This is a genomic window from Ruegeria sp. AB5 (genome assembly GCF_056542645.1).
In genome coordinates this window covers 34,248-50,358 of sequence record NZ_JBQGAE010000011.1, presented here as the reverse complement: position 1 = coordinate 50,358, position 16,111 = coordinate 34,248, and the positions used below count along the sequence as shown (strand labels likewise).

Genomic DNA, 16,111 nt, shown 5'->3' with positions numbered 1-16,111 from the left:
GTCCAAAGGTCCTTTTGGCGTCAGTCGAATTCTGGCTCGTCCCGGTGAATGTCACGCACGGCATACGCTGTGTCATGCGCCTTGCTCAACGTCCACTGGATGCGCGTCGCATACTCCATTGCGCGGCCAGATAGAACGATCTGTTTTGTCGCGCGGGGCTTTAAGCGGCCTTTTTCAAGGTAAACGCTTGGCTCGACGGACAATTTTCCCACACCATCATGACGGAAAACCCAGATCTCACCGCTTTTGAGCGCCATCGACACGGCCGCACCGCCCAAATCCACCGCCGCATCCACGTCCGGGTGCAGGTGAAAACGTACATCGAAGCTGATCCCTTGCAGCCCCGAGGCATCCAGGGCCTTGTCGAACTGCCGCTTGGCTTTGTCTGTTGCAGTCAGAAGGATGTCTTCGCCCGTCAGTTCGCGCCCGTCAAATCGCAGCTCGAACGTGCGGGCATGGGTCAGGCCAAAGACTCTGGTATAGCCATCATGGCCAGCCATGAAACGGATGCCTTCGAATGCATCCTCGAATTCGACCGGCACATCACGTGGCGCGTCCACCAGCGCCTGCTGCTCGCTGCCCGCGTTCGGTTTGGCCAGCCGGGCGCTGGAGTATCCATCAAGACACAAGGTGGAATGGGACGGGGTCGCGCGACCGGCCCGTCGCCAATCCAATCCAAAACTGGCGCCAGAGCCGCAATTCACGATCAGGGGACGCCGGCCCGAGGTCAACTCGAACGCCAATGTCGACGCATGTGCATTCAGCGATGCCGCGCCAACAGGCGGAGAACTGGCGTCCACAATTGCCGTGGTCCGCGCCGCAGCCAGTCGGGCATAGCCCATGGGCAACTCGGTCGCGGCCTTGTGTTTGACCCCGCTTTGCGCCAGCGCTTGTTCCAGCCGTCCCTCAACCCCGCGACCGCCGCCATGAAACCGGGCAAGTGCCCCATCCGCGTGGCGCAAACTGCGCAATGTGGGCGCGATCCGTTTGATCGCTTCGGCCTGTGCGACCGGTGTGCCCCGCCCCACATCGCTCAGCGCGGCAGAACTCCAGCTGAGCAATGTGAACACTTCAAGCAGTTCTTCGGGGTTGCGGGTTGGAATACCACCCTGCGCATCAACCTGTCGTTCGCATTCTCGCGCCAGCGCCCGCAGGGCCGGGTCGGCCATTGCTTCACTGCCTTCCAGGGCCAGACCGGATTGCACCAGACCAGCCAACGCTTCGAACCGTGGCAGACCCGGCGTGGCGGCGTGCCAGCGTTTCGACAGAAACCAGGTTTGCTGCGCAAGAGACTGGAAGAACTGCCTGCTTTGTGTCTCATCGGCCCCGCGCAACAAAAAGACGGCGTGGTTGATCCAGCGCATCACCCGACGACCGGTCAGATCAGGCACCCATCCATGTCCACGGCCCTGCCCATGGGTGTCGATCCAGCCCCAGACCCAACGTTGCGCCTTTTTTCGGGCGCGCATGTCGCCAACCGAGGCCAGATCATCCAGCCAGGCAAAGCCGTGGCGTTCATCGTCAAAACCGACGCTTGGGGCCGTGACCTCCCACAACCCGGTGTCCTGCGCCTCAACCAGATAGCCTGCAAACAGCAGGTTGCCGGCGACCAGCTGACGGCCCCGGGCAAAGGATCCGACCGTGCGCGGTTCTGGCTGGGATACAAACCCCGTGACTGCCTTGTGCCGCTGGCTGAGACGCGCGTAGAAACGGTTCTGAAACCGCATCCACCTGCTGGTCATGGTGTCCGTTTCTGACATTGCGCGTGTTACTCTGCCCTTTGCGCTCTGTTGGCGCTTGAGACCCAACGATAGACCGCTCTGAACGTCAAGTCATCGAAAAGCGTGCGCCTAGGCGGATTTGGTCAGACAGGCGATGTAGAACCCGTCCATACCGCCGCGATCCGCCCAATAATCCGGACGAAGACGAAGGCCGCCTTCTTCGCTGATCCAACCCGGTTCGATCCCGTCGATACTCAGTGCAGTCCGGTCCACCGTCATGTCGGGGTACATGTCCAGCGCCTCTTGGACCTGCACCTCACCCTCGTCGGGCAGCAGCGAGCAGGTGCAGTAGATCAGCCGCCCGCCGGGTTTCAGCAACGTCCAGGCATGGGCCAGCATCTGCGTTTGCAGGTCGATCAAACCCCCGAATTCCGAACCATCCTTGGCGAATGGCAAATCCGGATGGCGGCGGATCGTGCCTGTGGCCGAACAGGGCGCGTCCAGAAGGATCGCATCGTATGCGCCCTGATGGTCCAGTGCATCGCCTGCGACAACAGTCGCCTGCAATCCGGTTCGTTCCAGGTTTTCACTGACCCGTTCCAATCGTGTCTGGGAAATGTCCAGCGCCGTGACCTCGGCGCCCGCAGCCGCCAGTTGCAACGTCTTTCCGCCAGGGGCGGCGCAAAGATCCAAAACTTTTTCACCAGCCTTCGGCGACAACACGCGCACGGGAATCGCCGCCGCGGCATCCTGCACCCACCAATCCCCCGTGTCATAGCCCGGCAGGGCAGAGACCTGCCCCGCATCCCGCACGCGCATCGAGCCGGTCGGCAACGCCTCACCCGGAGCATCTGCCCCCGGTTTCACTGTCAAATCCAACGGAGCCGCGGCGAAATGCGCCTGCTCCATTCCGGCAACTGCTTCTTCGCCCCAAGCCATGATCAACGGATCGCGCAGCCACTCTGGCAGACGCGGCACGCGCATCTTGGGCCATGCGGCCGGCCCTTCGGTGGCGACCTTGCGCAAAACCGCATTCACCAGCCCCTTGAGACGGCCATGATTGCGCGAACGTCCCACAATCTCGACCATCGAGTTGACCACGCCATGCGCCGCTTCTCCGTAACACAGCTCGACCGCGCCAAGGCGCAAGGCGTTGTGCACTGTCAATGCGGGTGTGCGATTCAGGTGGTTGTCCAGAAGACGATCAGCCCGTTCCAGCCCACGCAGGGTTTGCAGCGTCAGGCGTTGCGCCCGTGCGCGGTCTTCGGGCCCAAGCCGGTCCAAAGCACCTGCGGCCAGACATTCGGACAAAAGCCGCCCCTCGCCCAGAATCTGATCCAGCAGATAGATCGCGCTGCGTCGCGCCGCCGTTGCGTTTTCGGACATGGACTCGCCTTTGATTTAAACTCCGCCTGCATTGCCAAGGGCGGACGCGGGCGTATATCAAGCCCCAGCACGGAAAGGAACCCGAAGTCATGAGTGACGAGCGCAAAGACCTGCCCCCCGCCGCCCAGCGCGCGCTTGCCGAGGCGGAAGAGCGCCGCAAGAAGGCGGCAATTGAAGCCAAGGAACAGCCCAGGGAACTGGGTGGGCGCGATGGCCCCGATCCGGCCCGCTATGGCGATTGGGAGAAAAAGGGCCTCGCGATCGATTTCTAAGCCTTCAGCCCCTTAAGGCCTGTAGAAAATCGGCAATCAGGGCGCGCTGTTTTTTCGATTTGGCCCGATCCTCGGGCCATGTCAGCCAATAGCCGTCTTTGGTCTGCAATTCAGGTAAATCCAGCCTGCGCAATCGCCCCGATTGTAGGTCCGCATGAGCCAGAGGCACCGATCCGAGCACCACGCCCATACCTTGTCTTGCCGCAGAAATGGCATGTTCCATCGAATCAAAACTGATCCTGGAGGGCGGCAAATCCGTCTGTTCCGTCTTGCGTGCCCAGTCGCGCCATGCCGGTCGCTCTCCGCGCAGATCGATCAGCAATGCGCCCCAGTCCAAACCTGGCGCGGCCATCGGCACCAGGACCTCGGGTGCGATCAGCGCCGCATCACGACCTGGCCACGCCCCGCGGCCATAGCGAATTTGCAGCCACGTCCTTTCTTCATCCAGCGACGACCGTCGCGCGACTGAATCGGTCATCACCCGCACTTTGGGCCGAAGCTCTTGAAACCGGCCCAAGGCAGGCAGAACAAGCGCGTGTATGTTCGAAGAAAGCCCAGCCACCCGCAGCTCTCGTGGGGATTTGCCGAACAGGTCCTCGGTGTTGCGTTCCAACGCCTGCAAACTGTCCTGCACCAACGGCAGATAGCTTTCGCCCTCGACCGTCAGCGATACTCCGCGGGCCTTGCGCACAAAAAGCGTCCGGCCCAACCATGCCTCAAGATTGCCGATCCGTTGGCTGACCGCCGCTTGCGTCAGTCCGAACTCGCGCGCCGCAGCCGAGAAACCACCCAGCCGGCCAGCAGCCTCGAACACACGCAGCCAGTCCAGAGGCGGCAACCCGATCTTTTTCTTAGCCATAAGAATTTCCAAGCCTCAGCCGAAAGAAGGATTAATTGTCGTAATGCCACGAACGACGTATCTGCTCAACCAAAGCCCGCGCCGAACAGGAGACACCCCATGCTGCGCACCGCCACCCATGACACCTCGGTTGTGACCGTTGAGTTTGACACCGGGGCCCAGGCCCGCTTTCACGCCATCTGGCTGCGCGACAACGCGCTGGACCCGGACACCCGCGCCCCCGGCAACGGGCAACGTCTGATCACCATCGGGGACATTCCCACTGACATTTCGGTCAGCGCGGCCGTGGTTGCGAATGGCGATCTCAGCGTCACGTTCCAGCCCGAAGTCAAGACCGTGACCTTCCCGGCAGCGTGGCTGGCCGACCATGTCTATGACCGGGTTGCACCGACCGAACTTGGCCGCACCGCCCCCGGCATCACCACGTGGGCACGCGGTATCGATGCACCCAGCGCTGATTGGAACATGGTTCACGCCAACCCCACCGCCAAGCGCGACTGGCTGGCCGCTGTGGCCGAGTTCGGCTTTGCCAAACTGACCGGAGGCCCGACCGAACCGGAATCACTGCTGAAAGTCGCCGATCTGTTCGGCTATGTCCGTGAAACCAACTATGGTCCGTATTTCGAAGTACGCACCGAGGTGAACCCAACCAACCTCGCCTATACCGGACTTGGCCTGCAGGCCCATACCGACAACCCCTACCGCGACCCGGTGCCGACGCTGCAAATCCTGTATTGTCTGGAAAATTCGGCCGCGGGTGGCGATTCGATCGTCGTCGACGGCTTCCGCGCCGCCGAGAGATTGCGGGATGAAAACCCGGAAGGCTTTGCCCTGTTGGCGGGCTACCCGGCCCGGTTCGAATACAGGGGTGCGGACGGTGTTTGCCTGCGGTCGCGCCGCCCGATGATCGAACTGTCCCCAGACGGCGAACTGATCGGCATTCGTTTCAACAACCGCTCATCCGCCCCGTTCGTGGACGTGCCGTTTGACAAAATGGAGGCCTATTACGCCGCCTACCGCCAGTTGGGTACAATCATTGACGATCCGGCCATGGGCGTGTCATTCAAACTGGAACCCGGCGAAAGCTTTATTGTCGACAACACACGTGTGCTGCATGCGCGTCTGGGCTATTCCGGCGCAGGCTCACGCTGGTTGCAGGGGTGCTATGCTGACAAGGATGGCCTGCTGTCCACGCTGGCAGCGATGGAAACAGCCCAACCGGAGGCCGCTGAATGAAACCCGATTTCACGACCCTGAACCGGGACAACATCGTAGATTTCATCGGCGATATCTTTGAACGTCGCGGTGACGAGGAATACCTGGGGGAACCCGTCACCATGGCCCAGCACATGCTGCAAGGTGCGACCATAGCCGAGCAGAACGGCCAGCCCGAGGAAATCATCGTTGGCGCTTTGCTGCACGATATCGGCCACTTTACTTCCGAGTTCGGCACCTACCATCCCGACGACACCGAGGACCGCCATCACGAGGACGCAGGCGCCGCAGTCTTGGAACAGTTCTTCCCCTCGGTCATCACTGATTGCTGTCGCTATCACGTGGCGGCCAAACGGTATCTTTGCGCAACCAAGCCCGAGTATTTCAACCGCCTGTCAGCCGCCTCTGTCCATACGCTGGAACTGCAGGGCGGTCCAATGAGCCCCGGGGAAGTAGCGCAATTCGAAGCCAATCCGAACCTAAGAGAGATCATCCAGGTTCGGTATCTCGACGAGGCTGGCAAGCGGGCAGATATGGAAACACCTGATTTCGCCCATTTCGCACCAATGGTGCAGCGCATGGTCGACCGGCATTTGGGCACGTCATGACCGCGCCTGCCTATATCTTCGAGGCCAGCACCAAACCCGATCTGCCGTGGCATGAGGTTCCTTTGATCCGCGCCACGGACCAGACGGTCAAAGACTATGGGTGCCTCGTCGAAGACCCTGAAACCTTCGAAATCGAGATCGTGCGCTGGCCACAACAAGGCTGGCGCCCCATCGACGAGGGCACCGGGGATGAGGGCGGTTGGGTCGAAGGCATATTCACGTGCGACTGGCAGGGCGACGTACTTTACGGTCAGAACGAAGCAGTCAAAGGGCATTATGTCCTGGGCTGGTCTGCCAATCCTCAGGCCGCGCAAACCGAACGGCAGACGGCGCCTCGGGATCAGGTTCTGCTGTGGCATATGAATTACCACCCGGATGGCGGGCAGATGTTCTGGCCGCTGGACAACAAGCCCTTCATCGTTCCGGTCGCCCTGCCCGGAGACAACCTGTCACCCGACAAAGTGGTGGCCTTCTGGTGCGACGGCTCGCGCGGCCTCTATATCCACCCCGGCATCTGGCACGAAGGGATTTTCCCGGTCGAAGACAACCAGCGCTTTCTCGACCGTCAGGGGCGCGTTCATGCGCGGGTCAGTGCAGATGTCGGCAAAGAATTCGGCGTCTACCTCGCCTGTCCTCTGCGGGCGGACAAGATCCGGGATATCTGAAGGCACTCTTTCAGAAACCCTTAACCCCAATCTGAAACATCTGTGATAGTCTCAGACCATATCCGTCAGCGACGCGAGGTATGAGATGCGCTTGAACAGACGTAGAGTTGTCCAGCTTGGCACCCTAGCAACGGCAGGGTCACTGTTGCCACCGGTGGCACTTGCCACACCCGATCAGAACGCGGGTTTCGAACAGGACCTGACCGAAACCCTCACCCGCCTGAGAAGCCTTTTGTCGGAACGTGGTTTGTCTGAAGCAGAGCCGCTGTCGATAGCGTCCGGGATTGACGACTACAACGGCGGTTTGCGTCACGACTTTGATCAATCAAACCTGTCTGCCAACGCCTTCGTCGTGCAACCCTTGGCCAGAGTTGCCGACATAGATGAAAAATCGCGCCCGGATGTTTTGCCATTCTTTCATGAGGTGGGCTGCCACCCCGCAGACGCCGACGGCCCGACCGCTATCCGCCTGATGGTGGACCTTTTGGTCGGTGGCTTCGGACTAAAGTCTTCCCGCATAGCCTTTGTCAGCGTACCACAAGCCAACGACATGCGCCCGGTGCTGGATGGTATGGGCCTGTCTTTCGCGGACAAAGTCCATCTGCGTGATGAGGCCGAGGCCCTTGCCGCACGCGATGCCTCGGGGTTTTTCTTTCCCGATCCGTTTGGTGATGAATACCTCGTGACCATGGGTGTCTACTACCGTATTGGCGATACAGATGAGCCTGCGCCAGCAGCCTATCCTCCGTCCGCCAACTGGACCGAGATCGGAGAGATCGTCATCGGCGGTGAGGTTGCGCCTTTGGGCATATCGCTTGGAGCTGAACGGCTGACCTATGCCCTGACAGGCCAGTTCCCGACCTGGGACGAACGGCTGGGCTCTTTGTTCGCACAGGTCGAACAGAGCGGCGCAGAGCCGCCCGGACTGGCCGCGTTCCGGTAGAAGGGCCTAAAGCCCCAACACATCCACCATGTCATATTGACCGGGCGCCTTGCCCTGCCCCCACAGCGCCGCTTTCAGCGCGCCGCGGGCGAAAATGGCGCGGTCGGTGGCCAGGTGACGCAGCACGATGCGCTCGCCGGGTGCTGCGAACAGCACGTCATGCTCGCCCACGATGTCTCCGCCCCGGATGGCGTGGAAGCCGATATCACCCCGCTTGCGCGCACCGGTGATACCGTCGCGGCCCCGGTCTGACACCTCGGCCAGATCGACCCCCCGCCCCTCGGCAGCGGCCTCGCCCAGCATCAGCGCCGTGCCCGAGGGCGCATCGACCTTGTGGTGGTGATGCCCTTCGATGATCTCGATGTCGAAATCCTCATCCAGCGCGGCGGCGACCTTTTTGGTCAGTTGCACCAGCAGGTTCACGCCCAAGCTCATATTCCCCGCCCGCACGATCACGGCGTGGCGTGAGGCAGGTTCCAACACGGCAATCTGCTCGTCGCTCATACCCGTGGTGCCGATCACATGCACGCAACGCGCCTGCGCAGCGAGTGCGGCGAATTCCAGCGTCGCCTCGGGCGCCGTGAAATCAATCACCGCCTGCGCCTGCGCAAACGCCTCCAACGGATCGTCGGTCACGGTGACGCCCAGCGCGGCACCGCCCATGGCGACACCCACATCCTGACCAACCCAGTCATGTCCCGTGCGTTCAACCACGCCGACCAGACGCGCCTGATCGCTGTCGGTCACGGTCTTGATCAGCATCTGCCCCATACGGCCCGAAGCCCCTGTGATGACGATCCCCGGAATATGGGTCATTGCGCTGGTCCTTTTGCATTGATTGGCTCAAAGCCTCCTACCCGGTTCGCACCCGCTTGGCAAAGCCCTGCTTTGCGCTTAGATCGGGGATATGGCTAAGAACAAATTCCACGATGGCCCCGGCCCGTCCCAACGACAGCTGCGTGTCGGCGAACTGATCCGCCGCACCCTGTCCGAGGTTCTGGCGCGCGGAGATGTCCACGACCCCGACCTGAATCGCATGTCAATCACCGTGGGTGAGGTGCGCACCTCACCCGATCTGAAAATCGCCACCGCCTTTGTGCTGCCTCTGGGCGGCAAGGGGCAGGAAGACGTGATCGAGCTGCTGGCCCGCAACAAGCACGAGCTGCGGCGCATGGTCGGCAAGAAGGTCGGGCTGAAGTTCTCACCCGATCTGCGGTTCCGGCTGGATGACACGTTCGACCGTCTCGACGACACCCGTCGCATGTTCGATCAGGACGCGGTGCGCCGCGATCTGGACGAGTGATCCGCGCATTTGTCACTTTGGGCGCTCTCCTTTGGGCGGCGCAGGTCGGCGCGGTCACTTGTGAAAAGCTGACCCATGAGGACAAGCGCTATACCATTTGCGAGGTCGACGCCGCCGCCGAAGACCTGCGGCTGTTTCTGAACGATCAGAATGGCGACCTGCTGGGGCATTTCTCGGCGGTGAATGAGGCGCTGGAACCCGCTGGCAAGCGTCTGGCCTTTGCGATGAATGCAGGCATGTATCACGACGACCGCTCACCCGTTGGTCATTATGTCGAGGACGGGCAAGAGCAGATGCGCGTGATCCCGAACCCCGGTCCCGGAAATTTCGGCCTGCTGCCCAATGGCGTGTTCTGCATCCGTGAGGGCCGCGCCGATGTGTATGAGACGCTCGCGTTCATTGATCAGGCCCCCGAATGTCGTTTCGCCAGCCAATCCGGCCCAATGCTGGTGATCGACGGAGAGCTGCACCCAAGGTTCCTGCCTGATTCGACTTCGGTTTATGTCCGCAATGGCGTGGGCACCAGCGATGATGGCACCCGCGCGGTGTTCGCCATTTCCGAGGATTACGTCACCTTCCACCAATTCGGAAGCCTGTTCCGCGATGTGCTGGAAACGCCGAATGCGCTGTTCTTCGACGGCAATATCTCTCGCATGTATGACCGCGCGAACAGCCGATCCGATGTTGGCTTTTCTCTGGGGCCGATTGTTGGTGTGGTCGAAGACACGCCCTGAAATTGACAGGGCCAGACCGATCCGCTAACTCGCGCGCCTCGGCATAGAACAAGGTGCACAATGGGACGCAAACGCAAGGGTCGCGACATTTCCGGTTGGCTGGTGGTGGACAAGCCTGCGGGCATGACCTCGACCGCCGTGGTCAACAAGGTGCGCTGGGCAATGGACGCAAAGAAAGCGGGCCATGCGGGCACGCTGGACCCCGAGGCAACCGGCGTTCTGGCCGTGGCTTTGGGTGAGGCGACCAAGACCGTTCCCTATATAACCGACGCTTTGAAGGCCTATACCTTCACCGTGCGCCTGGGTCAGGCCACCAATACCGACGATGCCGAGGGTGAGGTGATCGCAAGCAGCGATGCGCGCCCCTCGGATGATGAGATCAAAGAGGCCCTCGCGCCCTTTATCGGTGAGATCATGCAGGTGCCGCCCAAGTTCTCGGCCGTGAAGATCGACGGCCAACGCGCCTATAAGCTGGCCCGCGATGGTGAGGATGTGGAACTGGCCGCGCGCCCTTTGTGGGTCGAGGAACTGGTTCTGGTCGACCGCCCCGACGCCGATCACGTCACGCTGGAAATGACCTGCGGCAAGGGCGGTTACGTCCGCTCGATCGCGCGCGATCTGGGTGCGGCGCTGGGATGCTACGGCCATGTCCGAGAGCTACGCCGCATCTGGTCCGGCCCGTTCGAGACCAAAGATGGGCTAAGCATCGAACAGATCGACGAGATGGCCAAGACCACCGCTCTGGATGACTACCTGCACCCGCTGGAAACCGGCCTGTCTGACCTGCCCGAGTTGAAATGCACCCCCGAAGGCGCCACCCGTCTACGCAATGGCAATCCGGGCATGGTTCTGGCATCCGATGTGGAATACGGGGATGAGGCCTGGGCCTCCCTGGATGGTCAGGCTGTGGCCGTGGGGATCTATAAATCCGGCGAATTGCACCCCAGCCGGGTGTTCGTCACGTAATCTGCGTGCTAGTCGAAACCCATGATCACCCGCACACATACCAAGGGCGACGCGCCCTCGACCGCTGTTTATTCCGATTGCGAAAAGTACCGCTATAGCCTGACGCGCATCTGGGATCCGTCAGGGCGCAAGGCGCTGTTTGTGATGCTGAACCCGTCAACCGCTACTGAGGTGCAGAACGACCCAACGGTTGAACGCTGCGAACGCCGGGCACGGGCGCTGGGGTTCGGGGCGTTTCAAGTCACCAACATCTTTGCCTGGCGCGATACCGACCCGCGCAAGATGCGCGCCGCCGCCGATCCGGTGGGGCCAGAGAATGACACGGCCATTCTGGACGGCGTGGGTTGGGCCGATCAGGTCATCGCTGCCTGGGGCACCCATGGCGCGCATTTGGATCGGGGTGCTGCAGTCGAAACCCTGCTGCGCGGCACCGCGCAACCTTTGTTTCATCTGGGCCTGACAAAGGACGGACACCCGAAACATCCGCTCTACATTGCCTACACGCAAAGCCCCGAACCATGGTGACAAAGGGTTAACCACGTCCCCAGCTTGGCTTTGACCAAACGGGGAACGGAGTGGGATATTCAACCCTCGGAGCAACGTGTTTTCGGAGGGGTCCCATGTTTCTGGCCGGATTGCTTGGAGTGGCAGCGCTGGGCGGTGCTGCCTACGCGATGAGCGATGTGTTCGCGGCAGAGGATGAGCCAGAAGAAGAAGCTCAGGACAGTGTCGAAGACTTGTCCGACGGAGAGTTTCTTGACATAGGCGAAAACGTGGACCCTCCGGACTCTCCTGATGAGCCTGAGCTATCCGATGGAACAGTGATTTCCGAACATCAGGGAGATCTGGTTATCGCAGGCACCGACGGCACAGATGCAATCGTCGGGCAGGATGGAACCGATCAGATCAACGGCTATGGTGGCGATGATTCTATCGATGGCGGGTATGGCGATGATGTTTTGCATGGCGGTGACGGGCAAGATGTGATTTTCGGCGGGCATGGAAATGACGTGCTGCACGGTGAGGACGGAAACGACCTGCTGGCAGGCGATGAAGGCGATGACTCGCTTTATGGTCATTTCGGTGCGGATGAACTGAACGGCGGTGACGGCTCGGACACCCTCTTTGGCGGTCAGGGGGCGGATGTTCTGACTGGCGGCGACGGCGGTGACGCACTGCATGGTGGCTATGGCGACGATACCCTGTCCGGCGGCGAGGGCAAAGACGTACTGTTCGGTGGTGAGGGCGACGATCTGCTGCTGGGTGATGACGATGGCGAAAGCGACTTTCTGAACGGTGGTGCCGGTGACGACACCATTCTGACGCGGTCCGGGGATGTGGCCAATGGCGGTCAGGGGGCGGACGATATCGTATTGAACGCCAAGGAGGCGGACAAGGAAGTCACCGTGATGGGTTTTCAGCCCGGCGAAGACACGTTGCTGATCACCTGGGATGACCCGACCGACCCGGACATCCAAATCGAACAGGATGAGAACAACCCGAACCTGACCCGCGTTGTAGTTGACGGGCAAGAGGTTGCCCATGTCTACGGAGCCGAAAGCATGACGGTGGACGACATTCAATTGATCGCCGAGGCGGAGCTGGAGCAATTCAGCCCAACCGGCTGACCCCGCAGAAAACTCTTTGCCATTCCCTGAAAAAGCGCCTATACGCGCCCATCCGCATCGGAATCGGTGCGTTTTTCTCCATGGGCCTGTGCTGGACGACATCCCGGCCTGCGCCATCAACTCTAACCTTCAAAGGAGACCCCGATGTCGATCACTGCCGCTGAAAAAGCACGTGTTATGAATGAATTCGCAACCAAAGAAGGCGACACCGGTTCGCCTGAAGTCCAGGTTGCCATCCTGACCTCGCGCATCAACACCCTGACCGATCACTTCAAGACCCACAAGAAAGACAACCACGGTCGTCGCGGTCTGCTGAAGATGGTTGCTCAGCGCCGCAAGCTGCTGGACTACCTGAAAGGCAAGGAAGAAGCACGCTATCAGGACCTGATCAAAAAGCTGGGCATCCGTCGTTAAGCACGACTATTGCATCCGGATGAGAAACCTGCGCCCGCCATTTGGTGGGCGCTTTTCGTTTGAAGACCTTGAACTCTCAGACGTTTTGGGCGTCCGCTCAGGCCAGGTCTGCGCGTTTTTTTTGAGAACACTGGCAGCCCTAGATGTCAGGGCTATGTGCCCCCCGGCTTTTGCATCATTTGTTGGAAGCTGTGAGGCGCGACGGACACGAATGAATGACAATCCGAGGCGGCGACGCAATTTCATCTACCGCGTTGAAGACTGCTTTGCCGGCCCCAACCGCGTGGCGCCTTTGTGGCACAATCGCAAACACCCAAAAATGACGGCGGATTTCGTTGCAAGGAATGCTATCCGCTACACCCGTACTCTGTAATGTTCGGAAGGCGCGCTTAAATGGGATCAGTTCAGGACATGATGTTTCTTGTAAGAGGTCAGAAATTTGATCCTGTCGCACAGCTATTGGCGGATCACCTGAGCAGGACCGGCGCGCATGTTGCGGTCGTTGCAGACGAGCGTCTGGGGCGGACGGATACTGGCACATTCGAAAAGATTTCAATGACCGAGGAGGCGCTGGGGGAACTGGGTCTGACAGACCTTCCGGCAGACTGGGGCTGGTTTTGCGGCGACATGTGCTACTATATGGCGGCAGCGCAGCACCCGGACTGCAACAAATTCTGCTTGATCGAATCCGATGTGTTCCTGCCCGCCGATATGGCATCGGGATTTGTCAAAGCGGTTGCTTCGCACCCGGCAGAAGCAATCGCGGCACATCTCAGCCCCAACCATGCGGCCCCGAAACGTTTTGCCCGCGGGCTATCGTCCTTCGGTCTTGATCCGAGTTGGGGCTGCATTTTTCCGGTGACGCGGGTTACCAGACCGGTTCTGCACGATATGCAAACATTACGAAGCGAGGCTTTGGCGCAAGGTATCCGCCTCAATGACGAGGCGATACTGACCGGGGCTGTTCAGCGCGGTCGCCACAGCCATGCCTCACTTGAAGAGGTTCTGCCCGGACGCGTCAGGCCAGAGTGTTTCGCCACCAATCCCCCGCATCTGTTCGAAGCCGTCTCGGCAGACACTACGCTATCCAGTTTGGTCCACCCTGTTGTGACTTTTGAAAAAGTGATCGAGCGCATCAATACTGGCGAAAAGAACTATTCCAGACACCGGTTGCGCAAGGTTCTGCGCGCCGCCCCGAGACCAATGAAAAGACTGTTGAAGTCCGTCCTGACGCAAGCGGAAACCAAAAAGAACTAACACCTATCCCATCAAAGCGTCCGCTGAACACGCCCCGTCTTGAAACACCAATCGGACGGCAAAAACGACGCGACCTGATACATCCATTGCCCCAAGGGTTTGTCACAAGCTGGCCTTGACGTTCGATGGACCAAGCTTGCCGCTGTTATGCAGGGAAAAGTCTGGTACCATTCCAAGTCTCGCCAAGCTGCCGGTCCAGTTCCGGGCTGCGCATAGCTTTCTTGGCCCCAAACGGGCAAAGGGTGATTTCACCCAGATACAAATCATCGCCACGCAAAAAGAAATCTACGCGGGCGAATTCAAGGTCTGCACCGATTGCCTCGGCGACGGCGACCATGTCGTCATGCCGCGCCGCACGCGGCCCCGACATTGTGTCGCTGGGGTAGTACAATTCATAAGGCAGCAACGCGAAATCACGGTCGTAAATCCTCTGGATATGCTGTGTCGACCGATCCTGATCCACTTGGATAGCGCCCAATTGTCCGCCCAGCACCCATAGTTTCCAGTCGGTGATGTCCTGCCCTTCTTCGGACAGATCTTCTTCGATGAATACCCGCGGCTCGATCGTGTGATACCACCATTCTCCGGCCCAGAACCCATGGCGGTGCCGTCGCTCGAACCAGGTGTTTTGTTTGCTTAGAAGCGCGTCGCGATCCTCGACAGGCAAGGGATACCGGATAGGAATATTGTTGCCCGCCCCGAAATTGGTCTTGAGATAGTACCGCCCCGGCGCGATTTCATCATTGGCTGGCAGCGCCGGTTGCGTCGCGATCCAGACCCGACGCGTCGGGGTAAGCAGCGGCAGAACATCACGGGGCACATACAGTTCGGCCGCAAGCTTGTCCGCCGGAGGGCCATTGGGAATATCGCCGAACATCTTCATGACCAGAAGCTTTTCCGTAGCCGTCTTGGGGTCGAGGAAATCCGGCGTATGCCCATGGTTGTGACTGAAACGATTAATCGAGGTCGCCATGGCAAAAATCCGGGCCGGATCGGATCGATAGTATTCATAACCGGTCCCGGCATCCGACACAGGTAGCTGGTTGATATTGTATAGGTTGCGCGCCCGGATCTCGGCCAGCAGGTATTCGCTATAGCGCAGAAAAAGGTTCAGCCGCCGGATATCGCGATCGGTCACGAGGTCCGGGAACGCGGCCAGAATATCCTCGGGGGCTGTGGCCAGCGGCGGAAGATCGGGCAACATGTCACGGAATCGAGGTTTCACGCGAGGCTCCATCACGAAGTCACGGCACCATCATTCTGGCTGTCGTCAGCCTCGTGCTGGTTGTCGGTCTCTTCTACAAGCTCCTTTTTATCCGGGATCGGAGCGGACCTTGGGTCAATGCCATGCTTGATCAGCAATTGGCCGATGAGGCAGTCATCCGGTGGCACACCGTCATAGGTCTGCTTTAGAAAGGCCCGCATGCGACGCCCATAGAAATGGATCGACATCGTATCGTCCTGCAGGAACCCACTCAGGTCACGGCCCGGGCGCGCCATCCAGCGGCGGTTGCGGTAGGGCACGGGGTACAGCACCTGGTTGGGCTGGGCAAATTTGTCTTCGCTATGATGGTGCAACAGCCATGTGAGGGCTCTGGGTCCCCACACACCCCAGGGCATGTCCCCTGCATGGCGCGGGGTTCCGGCCTCTTTTTCAGCGATCAACTCTCGCTGCAACCAACGCGGGGACCAAGGCGGAATGCCATAGGGATCTTCGGTGTATTTAAGCAGATCGCCAAGCACCGGGCTATCGGTCGGCAGACGCAGGACACCACCATTGATCTCGTGTTCGTCAGCCCAGCCATGAAGATGGCCCGTATCGGTGGTAAAGGGCTTTACACAATAGGCATCGGTATCCGCCCAGATAATGTCGGGGTCTTGTTCCAGCATCCGGTATCGGAAGACATCCGAATGCAACGCCACGCTGCCAGTACGATTATGTGCGATGAAATCCTCGGTTGGAAGAATGTCGCGCGCATCGCACAGTTCGACACCGTCCGGCACATTCGTGACTTCATTGTAGGTATACAGGCGTACATGCTGCCCGGCATCCAGGAACGAGACGATGCACAGCTGTTCCAGAAAACTCAGCGGCCCTTCGACCCAGAGCATGCCAATCTGATAGTCCCTGGTCATGATG

At 60.1% G+C, this 16,111-nt stretch carries 18 protein-coding genes; 12 read left to right on the top strand and 6 right to left on the bottom strand.

Annotation, left to right across the window (positions count from 1 at the left end; translation table 11 throughout):
- Positions 1-20: 20 nt before the first annotated feature.
- Together ACR0L4_RS17035 and ACR0L4_RS17030 are read right to left on the bottom strand one after the other, a co-directional pair.
- Positions 21-1,760 (bottom strand): heparinase II/III family protein, encoded by a 1,740-nt coding sequence (locus ACR0L4_RS17035; protein ID WP_480514310.1) that lies wholly within the window; start codon positions 1,758-1,760, stop codon positions 21-23.
- A 90-nt stretch (positions 1,761-1,850) separates the two neighbouring features.
- Complete coding sequence (locus ACR0L4_RS17030; RefSeq protein ID WP_480514309.1) at positions 1,851-3,107, bottom strand: RsmB/NOP family class I SAM-dependent RNA methyltransferase; 1,257 nt, start codon at positions 3,105-3,107, stop codon at positions 1,851-1,853.
- Positions 3,108-3,196: 89 nt separating this feature from the next.
- Between ACR0L4_RS17030 and ACR0L4_RS17025 the strand changes: the two genes are divergently transcribed.
- Positions 3,197-3,379, top strand: coding sequence for a DUF1674 domain-containing protein (locus ACR0L4_RS17025; protein ID WP_480514308.1), 183 nt, complete (start codon positions 3,197-3,199; stop codon positions 3,377-3,379).
- Positions 3,380-3,383: 4 nt separating this feature from the next.
- Here the strand turns inward: ACR0L4_RS17025 and ACR0L4_RS17020 are convergent, their stop codons facing one another.
- Positions 3,384-4,238 carry a LysR family transcriptional regulator gene (locus ACR0L4_RS17020; RefSeq protein ID WP_480514307.1) on the bottom strand — a complete coding sequence of 285 codons (855 nt, stop codon included), beginning with the start codon at positions 4,236-4,238 and terminating at the stop codon, positions 3,384-3,386.
- A 99-nt stretch (positions 4,239-4,337) separates the two neighbouring features.
- Between ACR0L4_RS17020 and tmpA the strand changes: the two genes are divergently transcribed.
- The 4 genes from tmpA to ACR0L4_RS17000 all read left to right on the top strand — a co-directional run bounded on the left by tmpA (position 4,338) and on the right by ACR0L4_RS17000 (position 7,669).
- Entirely contained in the window at positions 4,338-5,474 is a 1,137-nt protein-coding gene (tmpA, locus tag ACR0L4_RS17015) for a 2-trimethylaminoethylphosphonate dioxygenase (RefSeq protein ID WP_480514306.1), read from the top strand.
- Complete coding sequence (gene tmpB / locus ACR0L4_RS17010) at positions 5,471-6,061, top strand: (R)-1-hydroxy-2-trimethylaminoethylphosphonate oxygenase (RefSeq protein WP_480514305.1); 591 nt, start codon at positions 5,471-5,473, stop codon at positions 6,059-6,061. Before tmpA ends, tmpB begins: the two co-directional genes overlap by 4 nt.
- Entirely contained in the window at positions 6,058-6,726 is a 669-nt protein-coding gene (locus ACR0L4_RS17005; RefSeq protein WP_480514304.1) for an ureidoglycolate lyase, read from the top strand. Before tmpB ends, ACR0L4_RS17005 begins: the two co-directional genes overlap by 4 nt.
- Before the next feature lie 91 nt (positions 6,727-6,817).
- Positions 6,818-7,669, top strand: coding sequence for a hypothetical protein (locus ACR0L4_RS17000; RefSeq protein WP_480514303.1), 852 nt, complete (start codon positions 6,818-6,820; stop codon positions 7,667-7,669).
- Between the two features lie 6 nt (positions 7,670-7,675).
- Here the strand turns inward: ACR0L4_RS17000 and dapB are convergent, their stop codons facing one another.
- A complete protein-coding gene (gene dapB / locus ACR0L4_RS16995; RefSeq protein WP_480514302.1) occupies positions 7,676-8,485 on the bottom strand; it encodes a 4-hydroxy-tetrahydrodipicolinate reductase in 810 nt (269 codons plus the stop codon).
- 91 nt (positions 8,486-8,576) lie between these two features.
- Between dapB and rbfA the strand changes: the two genes are divergently transcribed.
- From rbfA to ACR0L4_RS16960, 7 genes are all read left to right on the top strand, one after another.
- Positions 8,577-8,972 carry a 30S ribosome-binding factor RbfA gene (gene rbfA, locus ACR0L4_RS16990; RefSeq protein ID WP_142640024.1) on the top strand — a complete coding sequence of 132 codons (396 nt, stop codon included), beginning with the start codon at positions 8,577-8,579 and terminating at the stop codon, positions 8,970-8,972.
- Entirely contained in the window at positions 8,969-9,706 is a 738-nt protein-coding gene (locus tag ACR0L4_RS16985; RefSeq protein ID WP_480514301.1) for a phosphodiester glycosidase family protein, read from the top strand. The genes rbfA and ACR0L4_RS16985 overlap by 4 nt, the downstream gene beginning before the upstream one ends.
- Before the next feature lie 60 nt (positions 9,707-9,766).
- Positions 9,767-10,672: a tRNA pseudouridine(55) synthase TruB gene (truB, locus tag ACR0L4_RS16980; RefSeq protein ID WP_480514300.1), complete on the top strand. Its 906-nt coding sequence runs from the start codon at positions 9,767-9,769 to the stop codon at positions 10,670-10,672.
- A 21-nt stretch (positions 10,673-10,693) separates the two neighbouring features.
- Positions 10,694-11,197: a DUF1643 domain-containing protein gene (locus tag ACR0L4_RS16975; RefSeq protein ID WP_480514299.1), complete on the top strand. Its 504-nt coding sequence runs from the start codon at positions 10,694-10,696 to the stop codon at positions 11,195-11,197.
- Between the two features lie 95 nt (positions 11,198-11,292).
- Positions 11,293-12,300 carry a calcium-binding protein gene (locus ACR0L4_RS16970; RefSeq protein ID WP_480514298.1) on the top strand — a complete coding sequence of 336 codons (1,008 nt, stop codon included), beginning with the start codon at positions 11,293-11,295 and terminating at the stop codon, positions 12,298-12,300.
- 144 nt (positions 12,301-12,444) lie between these two features.
- A complete protein-coding gene (rpsO, locus tag ACR0L4_RS16965) occupies positions 12,445-12,714 on the top strand; it encodes a 30S ribosomal protein S15 (RefSeq protein WP_170751405.1) in 270 nt (89 codons plus the stop codon).
- A 393-nt stretch (positions 12,715-13,107) separates the two neighbouring features.
- Positions 13,108-13,971 (top strand): hypothetical protein, encoded by an 864-nt coding sequence (locus ACR0L4_RS16960; protein ID WP_480514297.1) that lies wholly within the window; start codon positions 13,108-13,110, stop codon positions 13,969-13,971.
- A 145-nt stretch (positions 13,972-14,116) separates the two neighbouring features.
- Here the strand turns inward: ACR0L4_RS16960 and ACR0L4_RS16955 are convergent, their stop codons facing one another.
- Positions 14,117-15,196, bottom strand: a complete 1,080-nt coding sequence (locus ACR0L4_RS16955; protein ID WP_480514296.1) for an ATP-grasp fold amidoligase family protein — start codon at positions 15,194-15,196, stop codon at positions 14,117-14,119.
- An 11-nt stretch (positions 15,197-15,207) separates the two neighbouring features.
- Positions 15,208-16,107, bottom strand: a complete 900-nt coding sequence (locus ACR0L4_RS16950) for a hypothetical protein (RefSeq protein ID WP_480514295.1) — start codon at positions 16,105-16,107, stop codon at positions 15,208-15,210.
- Positions 16,108-16,111 lie beyond the last annotated feature (4 nt).